The following is a 19,590-nucleotide window of genomic DNA, read 5'->3' as shown; positions in this document are numbered from 1 at the left end:
TCCAGGACTTCCGGGCGCCCTAGGACTTCCAAGCTCCGTCGAAGAGCACGATTCCGTCGAGGCTCTGCTCGAGTCCGTGAACGTTCTGGTTCCACACGTCGAGTGCGGCGACGTTGCCCCACACCTGCCACGGCACGGTCTCGTTGGCGCGTTCCTGGATCTGTGCCAGGACTGCCTTCTTGTCCTCGTCGGTGGTTGCGACACCCAACTTGTCCAGGAGAGCATCCATTTCGGCGTCGGAGTAGCCGGTCGCGTTGTTGCGGCCACCGGACTTGATGCCCGTGTACAGACGCTCGTAGGGATCGGCCTCGGCGAGGCTCAGTGCTGCGGTGCTCATGTCGTAGTCGTGATCGGCATACATCCGCTTGACCAGATCACCTGCACCGGTGACGTATTCGATCTGAGCGTCGAAGCCGACTGCGTTGAGCATCGCCTGGATGGCCAGAGCCGTTGCCTGCGCGGACGGTTCCTGGATGGACAGGAACGTGATCTTGCCGTCGTACCCGTCGGCCTTGGCCTGATCGAGCAGTTCCTTCGCCTTGGTGGGATCGACGCCGATCGGTGCGACGTCGTTGTGCCAGCGCGAGGTGTCCTGGAAGATCTCCTGGCCGGGCAGCCCCTTGCCGTTGTTGACGCGCGTGTTGAGCGTCTCCGGATCGACGGCCAACGCCATCGCCTGTCGGACACGGACATCCGATCCCGGGCGACCCGGGGCCATGTTCACGTTCGCGATGTAGCCGAGCGACGGGATGTCGACGAAGCCGGGGTAACCCGACTCGATCAGATCCAGGATCGGGGTGAGCGTACGCATGTAGGCAGCGTCGATGCCGCCGGTCTTGAGGGCTTCGGCGGTGGGCTGAGCGCCGACGATGCTGATCAGCTTGAGCTTGTCGATGTTCGGTGCGCCGTCGTAGTAGTCGGGGCGAGCAGCCAAGAGCAGTTCCTCGTTGGGAGCGAACTTCTCGAGGGTGAACGCGCCGGCACCGATCGGGGTGAACTGGTCACCCTGCTGGGCGCTCGGGGCAACGATCATGCCGGGTCCGGTGGCGAGCATCGACTGGATGCCCGTCCACGGATCAACGAGGTTGAAGACAACCGTCGTCGCGTCCGGGGTGTCGATCGAGGCAACCTTGGAAGCCCAGAGGCTCGACTGCGGTCCCTTGTTGGTGACGTAGCGGTTGATGCTGTCGGTGACGGCCTTGGAATCGAAAGCTGTTCCATCGCTGAACTTCACACCGTCGCGCAACTTCAGCGTCCAGGTCTTGCTGTCCGCACTCGCCTCGAGCGACTGGGCGAGCTTGGGCTCGAACTTCTGCCCGATGGGGTCGTAGCGCATGAGCACGTCGTAGATGGCGCTGAGCTCGCTGCCACCGGTGGCGCCGGCAACCTGAGCCTTCGCGGGATCGAGAGTCGTGACCGCGGAGTAGCCGCTGAAGGTCAGCGTGCCACCCTTGGTGGGAGTGCCGGGGTCGGCCTGCTCGTTGACCATGCCGATCTTCAGCGAGGAACCGGAATCAGCGGATTCGCCGCCGCCGTTGCCCGAGCCGTTGTCGGCGCACGATGCCAGGAACATACTTGCGGTGATCGCCAGCGCAGCCGCAGCCAATCTGCGACTTCCGCGGCGGGAACTACGACTCATTCGAATGCCTCCAAGGCGGGGTAAGACCATGACGTGATGTTGAACACGAAACAGTCTGTGACGGGAGGCACAGAAAATTGGATCGAGTCTCGCTCAGTGGAATCGGTTAAGTTGCAGGCCTCAACGGTCGGGTAAACCGACCCTGGCCAGCGAATACCCTCGCCGAGATCAGACCAGCCGGTCTAGTCCAGATCTAGTCGCGATCCAGCGTCGCTTCCTCGAGATCGAGCTCTCGAAGTACCTTTCGGAGAACCTCGTCGTCGATCCGGCCGGCATCGCGCTCGGCGATGAAGACACCTCGCTCGGCATCGATCATCTCGAGGCGCAGCGAGCGGAAGGCATTCGACGGGCTCTCCCCCAGATCCTCGTCGCTGCGCCCGAGTCGCTCCCACGCCGAGTTCGCCCGGTGGGTGTTCCAGCTTCGCAAGATGTCTGCGGCACGATCCCGAACCTGTGGGACGTCGTCGACGTCGTCTCCGACCAACTCGTCCAGCCGCGCCGCAGCAGCCCGCGCAGCCTTGTCCTGTGCGGCCGCCTCAGCGCGCGCGTCGGACTGCGCTTCGTTGCCCTGCACGCCGAGGACACGGATGACCCACGGCAACGTCAGACCGTGCAGCAGTAGCGTGCCGACCACGACGACAAATGTCAGGAAGAGGATCAGCGAACGGCCGGGGAAGTCTTCGCCACTGTTGACAGTCAACGGAATCGCGAAGGCAGCCGCCAGTGACACGACCCCTCGCATACCGGCCCACGACACGACGAACACTGCCCGAGCCGAAATCTCCGGTTCCCTCGCCCGGATGCGGGGAGACAGCCAGCGCGGTACGTACGTGAACGGGAACACCCAGGCGATCCGCACCACCACGACGGTCACGAGAACGGCAACCGACGCCCAGACGACGATCGAGGTGCTGTACCCCTGCAATCCGTTGACGACGCTGGGCAATTGGAGACCGATCAGCAGGAAGACGAACGACTCCAGAATCAGGTCGACGGCCTTCCACACTGCCGTGTCCTGCAAACGCGTCGCATAGCTCGCACGGGTGGAGCGCTGGCCGAGGAACAACCCGGCCACGACAACCGCGATGACGCCCGACGCGTGGACCTCCTCCGCAGCCAGGTAGGTGAAGAAGGGCACCACCAGTCCGATTCCGCTCTCCATCACCGGATCCTGGAGCTTGCCGCGAACCTTCGAGATGACAAACCCCACGGCGAGGCCGATCGCCGTTCCACCGACCGCCGCGACGAGGAAGGTCTCGAAGCCGCCGATCAGCGTCGCACCCGTACCGACGGCAGCCGCGAGAGCGACCTTGTACGCCGTCAGAGCGGTGGCGTCGTTGAGCAGGCTCTCGCCGCCCAGCAGGGTCATGATTCGGCGTGGCAGACCGAGCTTGCGTCCGATTGCGCTCGCGGACACCGCGTCCGGCGGCGCCACGATGGCGCCGAGAACCAGCGCAGCCGCTATCGAGAACTCCGGCACGATCAGATAGGCGACAAAGCCCACCGCGGCCGTCGTCGCCAGGGGAAGCCCCACCGCGAGAAATCCGATCGGACGCAGATTCGAGCGCAAAGCCAGGTATGAACTGTCCAGCGCTGCCGAGTACAGAAGTGGGGGCAACACGACAAACAGGACGAGGTCGGGATCGAGTTCCAACTCCGGAACACCCGGTATCTGGCAGGCGATCAAACCGACCAGGACAAGGATCAGCGGCGAAGACAGCCCGAACCTTCGCGCGACCGCCGCCACCAGCAACGCCGCTACTACAACCCCCAGTAATATGCCGTTCACCCTGGCAGCATGCAGTATGGAAGGCGATGAAGAAAATCCTGAAGCGAGCAGCAGCTCGCACGCAGCAGCCCGCACCCGCTCCGACCGGTTGCGAGGAACTAACCAATGCGCCCGAAACGGACCCGGCGGCGCTGACGCCCGGCGTCTGCCAGGGGTGCGCCGAACTGGGCGAGGATAACTGGTCTCACCTGCGCATGTGCCTGTCCTGCGGCCACGTCGGATGCTGCGATTCCAGCCCTCACCAGCATGCAACCAATCACTACCGCGAAACCGGGCACCCGGTCATGCGCTCGCACGAGCCCGGCGAATCCTGGCGCTGGTGCTACGTCCACGATCTGATGGAGTGACCGCGCGCGACTCGCAGTGCACTGAGCATTGTGCCCACCTGTCGCGGCACACAGCCCTCAGTGTTGCGCACATTGCTCAATCCAGTGGGTAGCTATTGCCCAATCTGTATGCCGATGATGGACTTTGACGCAGAATCTGCACAACAGATCGACAGGTGCGGCTGGATTTTGCCGCACCGAACGGTTCGGCCTCAGGAAGTCCTGCCATACATCACAACCACATCGTCGGCCCCACGATCTGGGGTACAGGCGGTGCGGTGATCGATGTCCACTATTGAAGGCAGGACCGGCCGTGAACAGCCCCAGCATCAACCAGAACGCTCCCGAGTCATTGGCGGAGATCGAGAAGCGCGTTCTGTGGTTGTCGACCGCGATGATCCATCACGCCAACCGTGTTCGGCCGAATCCCAGTGGGCTCAAGGTCGGCGGCCATCAGGCCTCGTGCGCGTCGATGGTCTCGATCATGACGTCGCTGTGGTTCGGCCAACTTCGTTCCGGCGACCGGGTTTCCGTCAAGCCGCACGCGGCTCCGGTGCTCCACGGCATCAATTATCTGCTCGGTGAACTCGACGAGTCCTACCTGACGACGCTGCGCGAGTTCGGGGGCCTGCAGAGCTACCCGAGTCGATCAAAAGATCCTGATCCGGTGGATTATTCGACCGGATCGGTGGGCATCGGCGCGACGGCTCCCATCTGGGGCGCCATTGCACGTCGGTACGTCGACGCCTCCCTCGGCGGCGCCGGAACCGGGCGCCAGTACTCCCTCGTCGGTGACGCCGAACTCGACGAGGGCGCTGTGTGGGAAGCAGTTCTCGATCATTCGGTTGCCGAACTGGGTGAGATCGTGTGGATCGTCGACCTCAACCGCCAATCACTCGACCGGGTGGTGCCGAACATCGCGGCAACTCGCCTCGAGCGCATGTTCTCGGGTGCCGGCTGGCAGGTCATCACCGTGAAGTTCGGCGCTTTGCTGGAATCACTGTTCACCCGGCCAGGGGGCACCGCGCTGCGCGAACGAATCCTGGACATGCCGAATCCGGAGTACCAGCGTCTGCTGCGATGCACGGCCGACGAGGTTCGTCTGAGACTGCCCGGCGACGCGGCGGACGCCGACGCGATCACGTCGCTGATCAACGACCTCGACGACGCCACGGTGCTCGAAGCCATCCGCAATCTCGGTGGCCACGACCTCGACGCTCTGCGAGAGGCCTACGCGCAGATCGACGACACCCGCCCCACCGTGATCATCGCGTACACGATCAAGGGCCGAGGCCTGCCGACGCAGGGCCACCCGCAGAACCATTCGTCGCTGCTCACCACCGAGCAGTACGAGCACCTGGCGGCGGAGCTCGGCATGGATCCGTCGAAGCCCTGGGAACGGTTCGAGACCGACAGCCCGTCGGGCCGTATCTGCGCCGAAACCGCTGGGCGCCTGGCTCGCCCGAAGGTGGAGCACCTGGTGCCCCCGGCAGTTCCGAAAGACATCGGGCGTACGCCCTCCGGCACGTCCACCACTCAGGCAGCACTCGGCCGGGTACTACTCGACCTCAGCCGCGAAGCACCGGACGCCGCGAAACGTGTTGTCACACTGAGCCCGGACGTCAGTTCCACCACGAACCTGGCGGGGTGGCTGAACAAGGTCGGCGTGTGGTCCCCCAACGAGCGGCACAACTGGTTTGCCGACGACGCCGAAACGATCATGCACTGGCGTGAGAAGCCCACCGGTCAGCACATGGAACTCGGCATCGCCGAGACCAACCTGGTCGGGCTGATGGGCGAACTCGGCGCGACGTGGAGTCGTTGGGGCCAGCCACTCTTCCCCATCGGCGTGATGTACGACCCCTTCATCGAGCGGGCTCTCGAACCGTGGTCGTACGGCATCTACGCCGGCGGACAGTCGATCATGGTCGGCACTCCGTCGGGCGTCACCTTGGCTGCCGAAGGTGGTGCGCACCAGTCGATCAAGACCCCGTCCATCGGACTGGAACAGCCGGGGTGCGTCAGTTTCGAACCGGCGTTTGCCGTCGACGTGGAGTGGACGCTCCTCGACAGCATCGGACGCCTGGGCCGACCGGACGGCAGCTCGTCGTACCTGCGTCTGTCGACCCGACCGGTCGATCAGGCCCTGGCCGCGGTACCGACCGATCCGGCGGCGCGTGAACGCCGTCGACGTCAGGTGGTCGCCGGGGCTTACACTCTGCGACAGAATCCTGATCCTGCCGTCACTCTGGTCGGTATGGGTGCCACCGTCACCGAAACACTGGTTGCAGCCGAAAGACTCGGCGAGCAGGGAATTTCCGCTGACGTGGTGTGCGTGACCAGCCCGGGCTTGCTCTTCGAAGCGCTCCAGTCTCGGCGTGGCCTCGCGGACGGCCCGTCGTGGATCCTGGATCAGGTCTTTCCGAGTAGCCGATCCGCGCCGATGGTGACCGTTCTCGACGGACACCCGCACACCCTCGCGTTCCTGACGGGAATCAACAACGTCCCGGGCGCTGCGCTCGGAGTGAGCCGGTTCGGTCAGGTCGGTTCGCTCGAGGACGTCTACCGGTACCACGGCCTCGACTCCGACAGCATCGTCCGCGCCGCCCTCGATCTCACTTCTTGATCAATCACACTCTCTGATGCCGAGAAGCGTCCCCGCAGGGACGCTTCTCGGGTCTAGTCAGTTCTTCCAGGCCTTGTCGAAGAACATGATTCCGTCGAGGCTCTGCTGAATGCCGTGGACGTTCTGTCCCCACACACCGAGCCAGGGGGTGTTGCCGTAAACCTGCCACGGCACAACCTCATTGGCACGCTCCTGAATCTTGGCGAGCACCTCGATCTTCGCGTCGTTCGACGTCGCTACACCCAACTGATCAAGCAGCGAATCGATCTCCGGATCGGAGAAGCTCGTGGCGTTGTTTCGTCCACCCGACTTGAGGTTCGAGTACAGACGCTCGAAAGGATCGGCTTCCGCGAGGTTGGCGGAACCTGTTGCCATGTCGAAGTCGCGGTCGGCGTACAAACGCTTCACGACATCGGCAACCGAGTTGACGTATTCGATCTGGAAATCGAAACCGACGGCGTTGGCCATCGACTGCAGTGCCAGAGCCATCGCCTGCGCCGAGTTCTCCTGCAGCGTCAGGTATGTGATCTTGCCGTCGAAACCGTCCGCCTTGGCCTCGTCGAGAAGCTGCTTCGCCTTGGCGGTGTCGACGCCGATCGGAGCAACGTCGTTGTGCCAGCGGGAGGTGTCCTGGAAGATGACCTGCCCGGGCAGACCCTTACCTTCGTTGAGCCGGTTGTCGAGTGCGACGGGATCGGTTGCGAGCGCCAACGCCTGACGCACCCGCACGTCGGCACCGGGACGACCGGGAGCCGTGTTGACCAGCGACAAGTAGGACAGCGACGGGATGTCGACAAAGCCCGGGTAGCCGGAGTCGATCAGATCCAGCACGTTCGGTAGCGAACGCATGTATGCGACGTCGGTGCCGCCGCTCTTGAGCGATTCGGTGGTGGACTGCGAACCGACGATGCTGATCAACCGCAGCTTGTCCACGTTCGGGGCGCCGTCGAAGTAGTCCTCCCGAGCGTCGAGGATCAATTCCTCGTTGGGAGCGAACTTCTCGAGGGTGAACGCACCCGCGCCGATCGGGGTGAACTGATCACCCTGCTGGGCACTCGGCGCGACGATCATGCCGGGGCCGGTGGAGAGCAGTGACTCGATGCCGGTCCACGGGTCAACGAGATTGAAGACGACCGTCGACGCATCCGGGGTGTCGACCGAGGCAACCTTCGACGCATAAAGGCTCGACTGCGGTCCCTTGTTGGTGACGTAGCGATTCAGGCTCGCCGAGACGGCCGCCGAATCCACCGCAGTACCGTCGCTGAACTTCACACCGTCGCGCAGCTCGAGGGTCCACGTCTTGAAGTCCGAACTCGGCTCCATCGACTCGGCGAGCTTCGGAACGAATTCCTTGGACGCCGGGTCGTACCGCAAGAGCGTGTCGTAGATGGCGCCCAACTCCGAACCGGCGACCGAACCGGCGATCTGCGTCTTCGCGGGATCGAGATTCGTGACGGCGGAGTACCCGCTGAACGTGAGCGTGCCACCCTTGACCGCGTCACCGTCGCCGGATTGCTCGTTGACCGGGCCGATGGACAACCCCGAACCGGAGTCCGGTGCGTCGCCGCTCCCACCCCCGTTCCCGCTGTCAGCGCACGACGAGACGAACAGGCCGGCGGAGACAGCCAGCGCGACGGCGGCAACCTTGCGGTGACCGCGCCGAGAACTGCGACTCATTCAAAACCTCCAGGTCAGAAACTGTGATGTGAAGCATTGTCGAGACAGTTTGTGACTTAAGGCACAGGTATTAGTCGCAGGTCCCGCTCAGTGGAATGAAGCGCGACAATTGGTCAGTTTTCCAGCGACATTCGCAGGTCAGGCCCTTAGCGAAGGTCAGGAATTCATTCTGATTCAGGCGCCTTTCAACGGATGAATCGCCGGAGCGCCGTCGAGGAGCGGACCGGCAGCGGCAAGCGCAGCCTGCAAATGCGGGGACTGCATGTGGGCATCCAACTCCTCTTGCCCGCGCCAAGTTTCGATCGTGACGAAGGTGCCGGGCGCAGCCGCTGACTCGAACAGTTCGTACGACACACAGCCGTCCTCGGACCGACTCGCCTCCGCGAGAGTTGTCAGAGCCGAACGGACGTCGTCCTCGGAACCGGACTTGGCCGGGATGGTTGCAACTACACGAAGCTCGCTCATCGGATACCTTTCGCAGGGGGGAAGTCAGCTAGAGACACACGCCACAAACGTACACACGAAAAGGGCAACCAATGGGGCTACTGAAGGACGTCACCGGCTGGCGACGCGGAGCGAAGTTGCAGCGTCGACTGCGCGATCTCACCGGCACGCTGGTGGTGATCACCGGTGCGGGCAGCGGCATCGGGCGTGAAACGGCCCTCGCCTTCGCGGCCCAGGGAGCAATCGTCGTCGTCTCCGACATCAACCTCGAAAGCGCGCAGGACACTGCGGCGCTCATCAACACACCCACTCAGGCCAGCGGAGCCGAAGCGGTGTTCGGTGGAGGTTCGCACGCCTACCAGGTCGACGTGTCCGACGAACAGGCCGTGATTCGTTTCGCGGAGACGGTCGCGGCACATCACGGCGTACCGGACATCGTCGTCAACAACGCCGGAATCGGGTTCTCGGGAACGTTCGCCGACACCGAGCAACGCCAGTTCGAGCACGTCATGGACATCAACTTCTGGGGAGTTGTCTACGGCTGCCGCGCCTTCACCCCGATGATGATCGACCGAGGAACCGGCGGGCACGTCGTCAATCTGTCCTCGGCCGCCGCGTACACGCCACAGAAGGCGCTCACCGCGTATTCGACCAGCAAGGCAGCGGTATTCATGCTCTCGGATTGCCTACGGGCAGAACTGCTTCCACACGGCATCGGCGTCAGCACCATCTGCCCCGGCCTCGTTCACACGAACATCCTCAAGACCACCGAGTTCGCCGGGACCACCGCCGAGGAGCAGCTCGAGAACCAGACCAAGGTCGACAACTTCTACCGGAAGCGAAACTTCACGCCTGATCGAGTCGCCAGCGCCATCGTGAAAGCAGTTCGCACGAACAAAGCCGTCGTACCCGTGACCGTCGAAGCCAAGCTCGGACGCACGATCAGCCGGTTGTCGCCCGGATCGATGCGCGTCGGAGCTCGGTTCGAGATCTAGGTCAGCTACCGAAGCTCAGGCTGCCCGTGAAGCCCTGCTGCACATCGGCTTCCGAACGGGGAAGAACCTCGTAGGTGCTGGCGTACTGACCACTGAAACCGGTGACGGTGATCGGGCGTCCCACCGCAATGGCGTCGACGTCGATTCCGGTCTGGGTGTTGACGAAGATGACAGTGTTTCCGTCGACGCCCGAGACCAGGATCTTGTGGCCGTACGGCAGATCGTCGACGACGGGTCCGCTCACGATCCCGGACACTGTCACGAGGCGCCCTTCGCTGCTCTCACCGATTGCATTGAGTGGCAATCGCGCCGGGCTGATCTGGGTGGCTGTACCGATTACCTCGACGGCAGTCGGGCGGACGACGAGCAGTCCTTCCTGATCCGCGAGGACTCCGGTGACCTGAACCTGATCGCCGAGAGCAATCCCGGAGTTGTTCGGATCGCTGATGTAAATGCCCGAATTGCCGCTCTGGAGACCAAAGCCCTTGTCGTAGAAACTGGATTCGAACACTCCGGACGGTGTGGTTGCGGTTCCCACGACGGTGACCGTCGTTCCGATGGCCTGAGTGCGCGCCACCGCGATGGAGTCCGCGGACACCTCACCGGCGACCGCTGTGGGCTCCGCCGTTGCTGCAGTGCCGACAAACATCGTGGCCGCGGCCGCCACTGCCAGTGCCGTCACACCCCGACGCAGGACCGGACTGGCAAGAACGCTGTCTCGAAACATGTTTGAGGACTCCCCTGTGATTTCGTGGCCGCGCAGTTCCTCCTGATGGAGTGCCGCCTTCGCCCACCCTGAGGCACAGGTTATTACAGGTCGGACGCCGCAGCGGTGGTGACATTCCGTCACCACCGCTGCGTCTGGGCATCCGAATTTCTAGGAACCGGAGCTTCCGGACGAACCGCTCGAGCCGCTGGAACCGCTGGAACCTGTTCCGCCGCCGAGATCGTCGAGAGGATCGCTACCGGTGAGCCCTCCCGGGTACAGGTAGGCGTCGGAGATCGTGCTGAGCGAGGTTCCGGACGTGGCCGGCACCTTTGCTCGCCAGTTGACGATCGGATTCAGGACGCCGAACGGTCCGCAACCACTGGCGGCGGGCAGCGCGAAGCCGGTGGCCTCGTTCCCGACCGGGCTCACCTTCAGCGCAGTCGACGGCAGCACCGTGTAGGTCGGGACCACCGACGGGTCAGGCGAGAGACGGAGATTCACCGGCGCCGCCTCGGAACCCAGGTAGCAGTTGTCGCCGAGGAACGCGTTGTTGATCTTCATCCGGACCGGGATGCTCAGATCCATGTCGGTGATGATGCCGTTCAGGGTCGGCGCCTCTACTGCCTGCACCTCGGCGGTGACGGCGGCCAGGCCGAACAGATTGCCGAACGGCAGGTCGATTCCAAGGACTCCGCCCGGAACGGTCAACGGCTTGGAGTAGACACCGTTATGTCCGTCGTCGCGCGGGAGAAGGACGGTGGTCTCGCCCTCGCCGGACCCGGCCTCGGCGGCAATGATCATGTCGCCCTTTCCGATCGGCAGGTTGAAGCCGTTGTTGTCGAAGGTCCCGCTCTGAACCACAACCGACACACAGGACTCGGCAGTAGCCGGACACACTGCGGCGCCGGGTACCGAATTGTCGACCGGATCCTGAGCCGAGGCCATCGGTGCCGCAAAAGCGAGGACCGCGCCCGCGGTACCTGCAATAACGGCCACGCGCGTGCCGAGACGTCTGTTGCCGTTCTTGTGAAATTTCTGCACTGAATTCTCCCTGCCGTTTATGTGATGGGGGACGAAACTCGCAGTCATTGCTTGTGTTTCGACCGCCGCCGACGAGGGCTTGCGGAGTGCTCCTACTCACAAGTAACAACTGGACAGATGTATATCACAGGACTTCGACTTAAAAACAGGGCAAAAGGGAGTTTCCTTAAAACGGACAAACTAAGCGGTACGGTGTGTAACACTCACGGGTGATGAACACGAACAGACTGGTCCTCTGCGTCGCGGCAGCGGGCCTACTCCTCAGCGGCTGCAGCAGCCAATCCGACAGCGATGCAGCGGAATCCACATCTGCTGCCACCAGCACTACTGTGGCGGCAACGTCGAGTTCGACTGCCCCCGAGTCCCTGTCGGCGCTGGCGACCAGCCCACCCGCGGCAACTCCGGAAGCCGCGCCGAGCGTGGTCGAATCGACGCCCCCACCGGTAGCGCCACCGGCGAACGCAGTGCCACTGCCAAACGCACCGATCGACGCACGCTCACCGGAAGAGATCGTCGCGAACGCAGGCGAGAAGGGGCAGCGGTACATCGCCGCTCTGCGCCTGGCCGGGATCCCTCCCGCCGGAATGGATTCCGCAGAGATCCTCTACGCCGACGGCACGTGCAAGGCTCTTGCCGACGGCATGCCTCGGTCCGAGGTGCTGGCGGAGTTCAACTCCGTGGGCGAGGTGTACTCGCAGATCACACCGATGTCCTCGCAGCGCATCGCCGAGATCTACGTCGACACCGCGCAGCAGACGTACTGCTGATCAGGCCTTGCCGGCCAACCAGCCGTGCAGCCAGGATGTAGCCGAATTGCCCGCGCCGTCAACGACGTAACGCGTGTAGTCGGTGTGGACTTGCGAGCCGTAGAAGTCGACCAACTGATCAACGCGCCGCGAATTCGCGCCCGGATCGAGCTGAGCGATCAGCGCGGGGAGCCCACCAGCGGTCACCAGATCGTTGACGATCACGGCGGCCTCGTCGCGCAGCGCGAGCGCACTTGCGGGAGTGGGATCGGACGCCTGAGCCATGAATCCGGCCAGACGCATCACAAAATCGTCCTTGGGCGTCGAGCAGTACAGGTCACCGACCGCGCACAGCGTCACCGTTTTGCCTGACAGCCAACCGAACCCACCGATGCGCGGGCCACTTGCACCACTACCACCGACAGCGGGTCCGATCAGGACGTCGGACTCGGATCGACGGGGATCGGACAGCAAGCCGACGCCCTCCACGCGAGTCGGGGGGACAACGCCGATGCCGGTTCCGATCTCGGCGGCGAGATCGCCTGCCGCGTCGGCACCCTGGCTGTATCCGACGATGGCGAAGCGAGTGTCACCGCACGAGGCTGCCATGGCGCCGATCATGCCGCGGGCATTGTCGACGGCCTGCTGCTTCGACTTGGCGTAGACGTTGGATTCCCAGGGGAACGCCGTCGCCGAGTAGGTGACGTAATCGGTGCGCACGGAGCCCGGAAGCCCGTTGGTCACCGGGGCAAGCATGCCGGCGCCGGGCCTGGTGCCCGAGGGCTCCCACGTTCCCGGGATGGCCACGACGTAGAGGCTGGGGCAGGGATCAGCCGACGCCACAGGAGCACTGACAACCGGTACCACTACTGCCGCAGCAAGTGCCGACAACACCGCAACGAGACGCCTCGCACGCATGAAACTCCCCTGATTTACCTGAAACAACCCTTACACCACTGTCGATGCTCAGGAATCATACTGCCTGGGCGGTATGTCTGTCCGATGCACGATTGATGAAGGTTTGTTACAGATCGTACGAATTACGGGCAGAAACAAGTCCGCACCCCACCGTTGCGGTGGGGTGCGGACTTGTAAGAGCCTCTAGCGCTGCGGAGCCGCTGTCGGGTGGATCGGGGACGGAAGGGCGGTGACACCCTCGAGGTAGGTGTCCACAGCCGCTGCTGCGGAACGTCCCTCGGCGATGGCCCAGACGATCAGGGACTGACCGCGGCCCATGTCGCCGGCCACGAACACGCCGTCGACGTTGGTGTTCCACTTGGACGTGCGGGCGACGTTGCCGCGCTCGTTCAAGTCGACACCGAGATCGGTGAGCAGACCCGGCTTCTCGGGACCGACGAAGCCCATGGCCAGGAGCACGAGATCGGCTTCGAGCTCGAAGTCCGAGCCCTCGACCTTCTCGAAGCGACCTGACTTCATCTCGACCTCGTGAGCCTTGAGTCCGGTGACCTTGCCGTTTTCACCGACGAAGTTCTCGGTGTTGACGGAGAACAGACGCTCGCCGCCCTCCTCGTGAGCCGAAGCCACGCGGAACATGAGCGGGTACGTCGGCCACGGAGTCTGCTCGGCGCGAGTCTCCGGCGGACGCGGCATGATCTCGAACTGGTGGACGCTGGCCGCACCCTGGCGGTGCGAGGTGCCGAGGCAGTCGGCTCCGGTGTCGCCGCCGCCGATGATGACAACCTTCTTGCCCTCAGCGGTGATGGTGGGAGCGTCGAGGTCACCCAACTGCACGCGGTTGGCGATCGGCAGGAACTCCATCGCCTGGTGGATGCCGTCCAGCTCGCGGCCCGGGATCGGAAGATCGCGAGCAGCGGTGGCGCCGCCGGCCAGAACCACTGCGTCGAACTGCTCGCGCAGCTCGTCCGCGGTGATGTCCACGCCGACATTGACGTTGGTCTTGAAGACGGTGCCTTCGGCTTCCATCTGCTCGAGACGGCGGTCGATGTGCCGCTTCTCCATCTTGAACTCGGGGATGCCGTAGCGCAGCAGGCCGCCGATGCGGTCTGCCCGCTCGAAGACCGTCACTGCGTGACCGGCGCGGGTCAGCTGCTGCGCTGCAGCCAGACCGGCCGGACCACTGCCGACAACTGCGACCCTCTTGTTGGTGGCGTGCGCGGCGCGAACCGGCTTGACCCACCCTTCGTCGAAGGCCTTGTCGATGATCTCGACCTCGACCTGCTTGATGGTGACCGGATCCTGGTTGATGCCCAGGACACAGGACGCCTCACAGGGTGCGGGGCACAGACGACCGGTGAACTCCGGGAAGTTGTTGGTCGCGTGAAGACGCTCGATGGCGTCGTGCCAGTGGTCCTTGTAGACCAGGTCGTTCCACTCGGGAATCAAGTTTCCGAGAGGGCAACCGTTGTGGCAGAAAGGAATTCCACAGTCCATGCAACGGCTGGCCTGGGTCTTGAGGGTTTCCTTCGGGAACTCCTCGTAGACCTCTTTCCAGTCGAGCAGGCGCAACGGCACCGGCCGGCGAACCGGAAGTTCGCGCGACGTGTGCTTCAGGAAGCCGCTTGGATCACCCACGAGCTGCCTCCATAACTGCCTCGTCCACGTTCTTGCCATCCTTCTCTGCGGCCGCGATGGCCAAAAGAACCTTCTTGTAGTCGCGGGGCATCACCTTTGCGAAGTGACCCACCTGCTGCGACCAGTCAGCGAGGATGCGCGTGGCAACCTCGGAGCCGGTTTCGTCGCGATGACGTTCGATGGCGCCCTTCAACCAGGTGAAGTCGTCGCCCGAAAGATCCTCGAGGTCCACCAGTTCGGTGTTGAGGTTCTTCTCGAATGCCTTGTCGGGGTTGTAGATGTACGCGACGCCACCGGACATGCCGGCGCCGAAGTTACGTCCGGTGGCTCCGAGGATGACCACCTTTCCACCCGTCATGTACTCGCAACCATGATCGCCCACACCCTCGACGACGGCAGTGGCGCCGGAGTTACGGACTGCGAAGCGTTCGCCGACGACACCGCGAAGCAGAGCCTCGCCACTGGTGGCGCCGAACAGGATGACGTTGCCACCGATGATGTTGTCCTCGGCGACAAAGCCTTCCGCTGCATCGAGCGGCGGGCGTACGACGATGCGTCCACCCGAAAGGCCCTTGCCGACGAAGTCGTTGGCGTCGCCGTGCAGGCGCAGGGTCATACCGCTGGGCACGAAAGCACCGAAGCTGTTACCGGCGGAACCGGTGAACGTGATGTCGATGGTGCCCTCGGGCAAGCCCTCTCCACCGAACGCCTTGGTGACCTCGTGGCCGAGCATGGTGCCGACCGTGCGGTTGACGTTGGTGATCGCGGACTCGAAGGAGACCGCCTCACCCTTGTCGAGTGCGTTGCGGGCCGAGACGATCAACTGCTGATCGAGCGCCTTGTCGAGACCGTGATCCTGCGTGCCGGTGCAGTGGACGTCCTGGTCCATGAACGCGGACTCGACCTGGGTGAGGATCGGCGACAGATCGAGATTGCCTGCCTTGCTTCCCTTCCAGTGTTCGAGGGCGCGCTTGGTGTCCAGCATGTCGACCTGGCCGACTGCTTCGAGCAGCGTGCGGAAACCGAGTTCCGCGAGAAGCTCGCGAACCTCTTCGGCGATGAACATGAAGAAGTTCTCGACGAATTCCGGCTTGCCACTGAAACGCTGACGCAGCAACGGGTTCTGCGTCGCGACACCGACGGGGCAGGTGTCGAGGTGGCAGACGCGCATCATGATGCAGCCCGAGACCACCAGCGGTGCGGTGGCGAAGCCGAACTCCTCGCCGCCGAGCAGGGCAGCGACGACGACGTCGCGACCCGTCTTGAGCTGGCCGTCGACCTGCACGACGATGCGGTCACGAAGACCGTTGAGCAGCAACGTCTGCTGGGTCTCGGCGAGGCCGAGCTCCCACGGTGCGCCCGCGTGCTTGACGGAGGTCAGCGGGGTGGCACCGGTGCCACCGTCGTGACCGGAGATCAGAACGACGTCGGCATGTGCCTTGGAGACACCGGCCGCGACGGTTCCGACGCCGACCTCGGAGACCAGCTTCACGTGGATGCGGGCCTGCGGGTTGGCGTTCTTCAGGTCGTGGATCAGCTGAGCGAGATCCTCGATCGAGTAGATGTCGTGGTGCGGCGGCGGCGAAATCAGGCCGACGCCAGGCGTGGAGTGCCGAACCTCGGCCACCCACGGGTACACCTTGTGAGCCGGAAGCTGGCCGCCCTCACCGGGCTTGGCTCCCTGCGCCATCTTGATCTGGATGTCCGTGCAGTTGCTCAGGTAGTGCGAGGTGACACCGAAGCGTCCCGACGCGACCTGCTTGATGGCACTGCGTCGCAGATCGCCGTTCTCGTCCGGCGTGAAGCGCGACGGGTTCTCGCCGCCCTCACCGGAATTGGAGCGAGCGCCCAGACGGTTCATCGCGATCGCGAGAGTCTCGTGAGCCTCGGCGGAGATGGAGCCGTAGCTCATCGCACCCGTCGAGAAACGCTTGACGATCTCGCTGGCCGGCTCGACCTCGTCGATCGAGATCGACGGCCGCTTGCCGATGTTGAAGTCGAACAGACCACGCAGAGCGGCAAGGCGCTCCGACTGGTCGTTGACCATGGTCGTGTACTCCTTGAACACCTCGTACTGACCTGTGCGAGTTGCGTGCTGGAGCTTGAAGACCGTGTCCGGGTTGAACAGGTGGTACTCGCCTTCACGACGCCACTGGTACTCGCCGCCGACCTCGAGCTCGCGGTGAGCGCGCTCTTCGGGGCGATCCAGGTATGCAACGGCGTGACGTGCCTGGACGTCGGCTGCGATCTGGTCGAGGCCGATGCCACCGAGCTGCGACTGCAGACCGGTGAAGTACTCGTCCGTCAGCTCCTGTGAGAGGCCGATGACCTGGAACAGCTGCGCACCGGTGTACGACGCGAGCGTCGAGATGCCCATCTTGGACATCACCTTCAGGACACCCTTGCCGGCTGCCTTGATGTAGTTCGCGATGCCCTTCTCGAGGGTCAGACCCTCGAGCTCACCGTTCTGCAGGAACTCGTCGATGGTCTCGAAAGCCATGTACGGGTTGACCGCTGCGGCACCGAAGCCGATGAGGAGCGCCATGTGGTGCACCTCGCGGGCGTCGCCGGCCTCGACGATGAGACCGACCTTGGTGCGCGACTTCTCGCGAACCAGGTGGTGATGCACAGCCGAGGTGAGGAGCAGCGACGGGATCGGCGCGTAGTCCTCGGTGGACTCACGGTCCGAGAGCACGACGATGCGTGCGCCACCCTCGATTGCCTGCGAGACCTGGTACTTGATGCCCTCGAGCGCACGACGGATACCGTCGCCGCCTTCCTTGACGGGGTACAGGCCGCGGATCACGACACTGCGGAAGCCCGGGAATTCGCCGTCGTCGTTGACGTGAACGAGCTTCGACAGGTCGTCGTTGTGCAGGATCGGCTGCGGGAGCGCAATCTGCTTGCAGGAGTCCGCATTCGGGTGCAGCAGGTCGCCCTCGGGGCCGATGGTCGCGCCGAGGCTGGTGACAACCTCTTCACGAATCGCGTCGAGAGGCGGGTTGGTGACCTGAGCGAAGAGCTGTGAGAAGTAGTCGAACAGCATCCGGGGACGTGACGAGAGCACGGCGATCGGAGTGTCGGTACCCATCGAACCCAGAGCCTCGGCACCGGAGAGTGCCATCGGCTTGACCAGCAGGTTGACCTCTTCGCTGGTGAAACCGAAGAGCTGCTGACGCAGGACGACGCGCTCGTGCGACATGTACGTGTACGGGCGGTCCGGCAGGTCGTCCATGTGGATCAGACCTTCGTCGATCCACTGCTGGTACGGGTGCTCGGCAGCGAGTTCGGACTTGAGTTCGTCGTCGCTGATGACCCGGCCCTGCGCGGTGTCCACGAGGAACATGCGGCCGGGCTGGAGGCGGACCTTGCGGACCACGGTGGACGGATCGATCGGCAGGACGCCGACCTCCGACGCCATGACGACGAGGCCGTCTTCGGTGATCCACAGACGCGACGGACGCAGACCGTTGCGGTCCAGCACGGCGCCGATGACGGTGCCGTCGGTGAAGCACACCGACGCCGGTCCGTCCCAGGGCTCCATGAGTGCCGAGTGGTACTCGTAGAACGCCCGACGGGCGGGGTCCATGCTCTCGTGCTTCTCCCAGGCTTCCGGGATCATCATGAGAACTGCGTGCGGCAGGCTGCGGCCGGCGAGGTGCAGCATCTCGAGCACCTCGTCGAAACGAGCGGTGTCACTGGCGCCCTGGGTGCAGATCGGGAAGATCTTGTCCAGGTTCTCGCGGCCACCGAAGACGTCGCTGTCAATCAGGGACTCGCGAGCGCGCATCCAGTTCTCGTTGCCGGTGACGGTGTTGATCTCACCGTTGTGAGCGACCCGGCGGAACGGGTGCGCCAGCGGCCACGACGGGAACGTGTTGGTGGAGAAGCGCGAGTGGACCAGGCCCAGTGCGCTCTCGACACGATCGTCCTGCAGGTCGAGGTAGAAACCCTTGAGCTGCGGGGTGGTGAGCATGCCCTTGTAGACGAACGTCTGGCCGGACAGGCTGGGGAAGTACACGGTCTCGCTACCCGGGCCACCCTTGCCGGCGCCTTCGGAGCCGAGTTCGTGCTCGGTGCGCTTACGCACCACGTATGCACGACGCTCGAGATCCATGCCGGTGTACTTGTCACCCTCGGAGCCGATGAAGATCTGACGGAACGTCGGCATCGCGTCGCGCGCCAGTGCGCCCAGCGATGAGTCGTCGGTTCCGACCTCGCGCCAGCCGAGAACCTTCAGGCCCTCTTCGACGACGATCTTCTCGACTGCAGCAGCAGCCTCGTGTGCATCGGCGTCGCCCTGCGGGAGGAATGCGATACCGGTTGCGTACGCACCTTCGGCGGGCAGCGCGAAGTCCACGACAGCTCGGAAGAACTTGTCGGGAACCTGCAGCAGAATGCCCGCACCGTCACCCGTGTTGGGTTCGGATCCGGCAGCGCCGCGATGCTCGAGGTTGACCAGAGCGGTGATCGCCTTTTCGACGATGTCCCTGCTGCGGCGACCATGCATGTCGACAACAAATGCGACTCCACAGGAGTCGTGCTCATTGGACGGGTGATAGAGGCCCTGGGGGCCTGGAAGTTGCTTCATACCCAGCCTTCGTATGCCATAAAGATGCACCGACGACCAGCAGCGCTGATGGCCATCAACTTGCAATGCAAGTCCTTCAAAGCACCGACACGACGATGTGTTCGGTACCACCGAAGTAGCCGCCCTGCGCAGACGCGATGGTGTGCGTTCTGGCACCCGGCGACGTGAGTCTTCGGTCGGTTGAAACTTTTGTGAGTCAACCGTGTAACGAAAACGATAATTCAGAACCCCGGCACGGGCGCAACTAAGGTAGCCCTATAATTGCTCTGAACTGCGGCGATGCAGGGAGCCAGAAGGCCCCTCGACAGATTTCGGAGCTGCGTCTGTGCAGAGAAGTTCCGATTCACAGGATACCGAATCCGCAGGAAACAGGCGCGACAGGCGATAAATGCAACAACTGGCCGCAGCGATAAGAATCAGCTGCGGCCAGTGCGCCTCGAACTGTAACAAAAGT

General features: G+C 63.7%; 13 protein-coding genes. 4 read left to right on the top strand and 9 right to left on the bottom strand.

Annotated features, from left to right (window positions below):
- Positions 1 to 19: 19 nt before the first annotated feature.
- On the bottom strand, positions 20 to 1,639 hold the full coding sequence (locus tag ACFT1A_RS00635; RefSeq protein ID WP_378445344.1) for an ABC transporter substrate-binding protein: 1,620 nt from the start codon (positions 1,637 to 1,639) through the stop codon (positions 20 to 22).
- A 193-nt stretch (positions 1,640 to 1,832) separates the two neighbouring features.
- Positions 1,833 to 3,428: a Na+/H+ antiporter gene (locus ACFT1A_RS00630; RefSeq protein ID WP_378445342.1), complete on the bottom strand. Its 1,596-nt coding sequence runs from the start codon at positions 3,426 to 3,428 to the stop codon at positions 1,833 to 1,835.
- Positions 3,429 to 3,454: 26 nt separating this feature from the next.
- On the opposite strand from ACFT1A_RS00630, the gene ACFT1A_RS00625 reads away from it, so the two are divergent.
- The gene (locus ACFT1A_RS00625; protein WP_378445340.1) at positions 3,455 to 3,775 is read left to right on the top strand and encodes a UBP-type zinc finger domain-containing protein; all 321 of its coding nucleotides are present in this window, start codon (positions 3,455 to 3,457) and stop codon (positions 3,773 to 3,775) included.
- Positions 3,776 to 4,067: 292 nt separating this feature from the next.
- The gene (locus ACFT1A_RS00620) at positions 4,068 to 6,380 is read left to right on the top strand and encodes a pyruvate dehydrogenase (RefSeq protein ID WP_378445338.1); all 2,313 of its coding nucleotides are present in this window, start codon (positions 4,068 to 4,070) and stop codon (positions 6,378 to 6,380) included.
- Positions 6,381 to 6,437: 57 nt separating this feature from the next.
- On the opposite strand, the gene ACFT1A_RS00615 is transcribed toward ACFT1A_RS00620, so the two are convergent.
- On the bottom strand, positions 6,438 to 8,057 hold the full coding sequence (locus ACFT1A_RS00615; protein WP_378445336.1) for an ABC transporter substrate-binding protein: 1,620 nt from the start codon (positions 8,055 to 8,057) through the stop codon (positions 6,438 to 6,440).
- A 174-nt stretch (positions 8,058 to 8,231) separates the two neighbouring features.
- Entirely contained in the window at positions 8,232 to 8,522 is a 291-nt protein-coding gene (locus ACFT1A_RS00610; RefSeq protein ID WP_003943546.1) for a putative quinol monooxygenase, read from the bottom strand.
- Between the two features lie 71 nt (positions 8,523 to 8,593).
- On the opposite strand from ACFT1A_RS00610, the gene ACFT1A_RS00605 reads away from it, so the two are divergent.
- A complete protein-coding gene (locus ACFT1A_RS00605) occupies positions 8,594 to 9,496 on the top strand; it encodes an SDR family NAD(P)-dependent oxidoreductase (protein WP_378445334.1) in 903 nt (300 codons plus the stop codon).
- Position 9,497: 1 nt separating this feature from the next.
- Here ACFT1A_RS00605 and ACFT1A_RS00600 read toward each other — a convergent pair whose 3' ends face one another.
- Both ACFT1A_RS00600 and ACFT1A_RS00595 read right to left on the bottom strand, forming a co-directional pair.
- Positions 9,498 to 10,223, bottom strand: a complete 726-nt coding sequence (locus tag ACFT1A_RS00600; RefSeq protein WP_378445332.1) for a hypothetical protein — start codon at positions 10,221 to 10,223, stop codon at positions 9,498 to 9,500.
- 150 nt (positions 10,224 to 10,373) lie between these two features.
- Positions 10,374 to 11,246: a hypothetical protein gene (locus ACFT1A_RS00595; RefSeq protein ID WP_378445330.1), complete on the bottom strand. Its 873-nt coding sequence runs from the start codon at positions 11,244 to 11,246 to the stop codon at positions 10,374 to 10,376.
- A gap of 212 nt (positions 11,247 to 11,458) precedes the next feature.
- Here ACFT1A_RS00595 and ACFT1A_RS00590 point away from each other — a divergent pair, with 212 nt between their 5' ends.
- On the top strand, positions 11,459 to 12,013 hold the full coding sequence (locus tag ACFT1A_RS00590) for a DUF732 domain-containing protein (protein WP_378445328.1): 555 nt from the start codon (positions 11,459 to 11,461) through the stop codon (positions 12,011 to 12,013).
- Here the strand turns inward: ACFT1A_RS00590 and ACFT1A_RS00585 are convergent, their stop codons facing one another.
- From ACFT1A_RS00585 to gltB, 3 genes are all read right to left on the bottom strand, one after another.
- Positions 12,014 to 12,910, bottom strand: coding sequence for a cutinase family protein (locus tag ACFT1A_RS00585; RefSeq protein ID WP_378445326.1), 897 nt, complete (start codon positions 12,908 to 12,910; stop codon positions 12,014 to 12,016). It lies immediately after the preceding gene.
- Between the two features lie 183 nt (positions 12,911 to 13,093).
- A complete protein-coding gene (locus ACFT1A_RS00580; protein WP_378445324.1) occupies positions 13,094 to 14,545 on the bottom strand; it encodes a glutamate synthase subunit beta in 1,452 nt (483 codons plus the stop codon).
- Positions 14,538 to 19,136 (bottom strand): glutamate synthase large subunit, encoded by a 4,599-nt coding sequence (gltB, locus tag ACFT1A_RS00575; RefSeq protein WP_378445322.1) that lies wholly within the window; start codon positions 19,134 to 19,136, stop codon positions 14,538 to 14,540. Before gltB ends, ACFT1A_RS00580 begins: the two co-directional genes overlap by 8 nt.
- Positions 19,137 to 19,590: the final 454 nt, after the last annotated feature.

The organism is Rhodococcus sp. NPDC057135 (assembly GCF_042670865.1).
GTDB lineage: Bacteria > Actinomycetota > Actinomycetes > Mycobacteriales > Mycobacteriaceae > Rhodococcus_F.
The sequence above is the reverse complement of the archived record's forward strand: the minus strand, read 5'-3'. Positions and strand labels throughout refer to the sequence as shown.

Excerpts from the sequence above, each read along its gene's own strand:
- ACFT1A_RS00585 (WP_378445326.1), bottom strand. The coding sequence starts at position 12,910 with ATGCGTGCGAGGCGTCTCGTTGCGGTGTTGTCGGCACTTGCTGCGGCA.
- ACFT1A_RS00625 (WP_378445340.1), top strand. The coding sequence starts at position 3,455 with ATGAAGAAAATCCTGAAGCGAGCAGCAGCTCGCACGCAGCAGCCCGCA.
- ACFT1A_RS00610 (WP_003943546.1), bottom strand. The coding sequence starts at position 8,522 with ATGAGCGAGCTTCGTGTAGTTGCAACCATCCCGGCCAAGTCCGGTTCC.
- ACFT1A_RS00635 (WP_378445344.1), bottom strand. The coding sequence starts at position 1,639 with ATGAGTCGTAGTTCCCGCCGCGGAAGTCGCAGATTGGCTGCGGCTGCG.
- ACFT1A_RS00615 (WP_378445336.1), bottom strand. The coding sequence starts at position 8,057 with ATGAGTCGCAGTTCTCGGCGCGGTCACCGCAAGGTTGCCGCCGTCGCG.
- ACFT1A_RS00600 (WP_378445332.1), bottom strand. The coding sequence starts at position 10,223 with ATGTTTCGAGACAGCGTTCTTGCCAGTCCGGTCCTGCGTCGGGGTGTG.
- ACFT1A_RS00605 (WP_378445334.1), top strand. The coding sequence starts at position 8,594 with ATGGGGCTACTGAAGGACGTCACCGGCTGGCGACGCGGAGCGAAGTTG.
- gltB (WP_378445322.1), bottom strand. The coding sequence starts at position 19,136 with ATGAAGCAACTTCCAGGCCCCCAGGGCCTCTATCACCCGTCCAATGAG.
- ACFT1A_RS00590 (WP_378445328.1), top strand. The coding sequence starts at position 11,459 with ATGAACACGAACAGACTGGTCCTCTGCGTCGCGGCAGCGGGCCTACTC.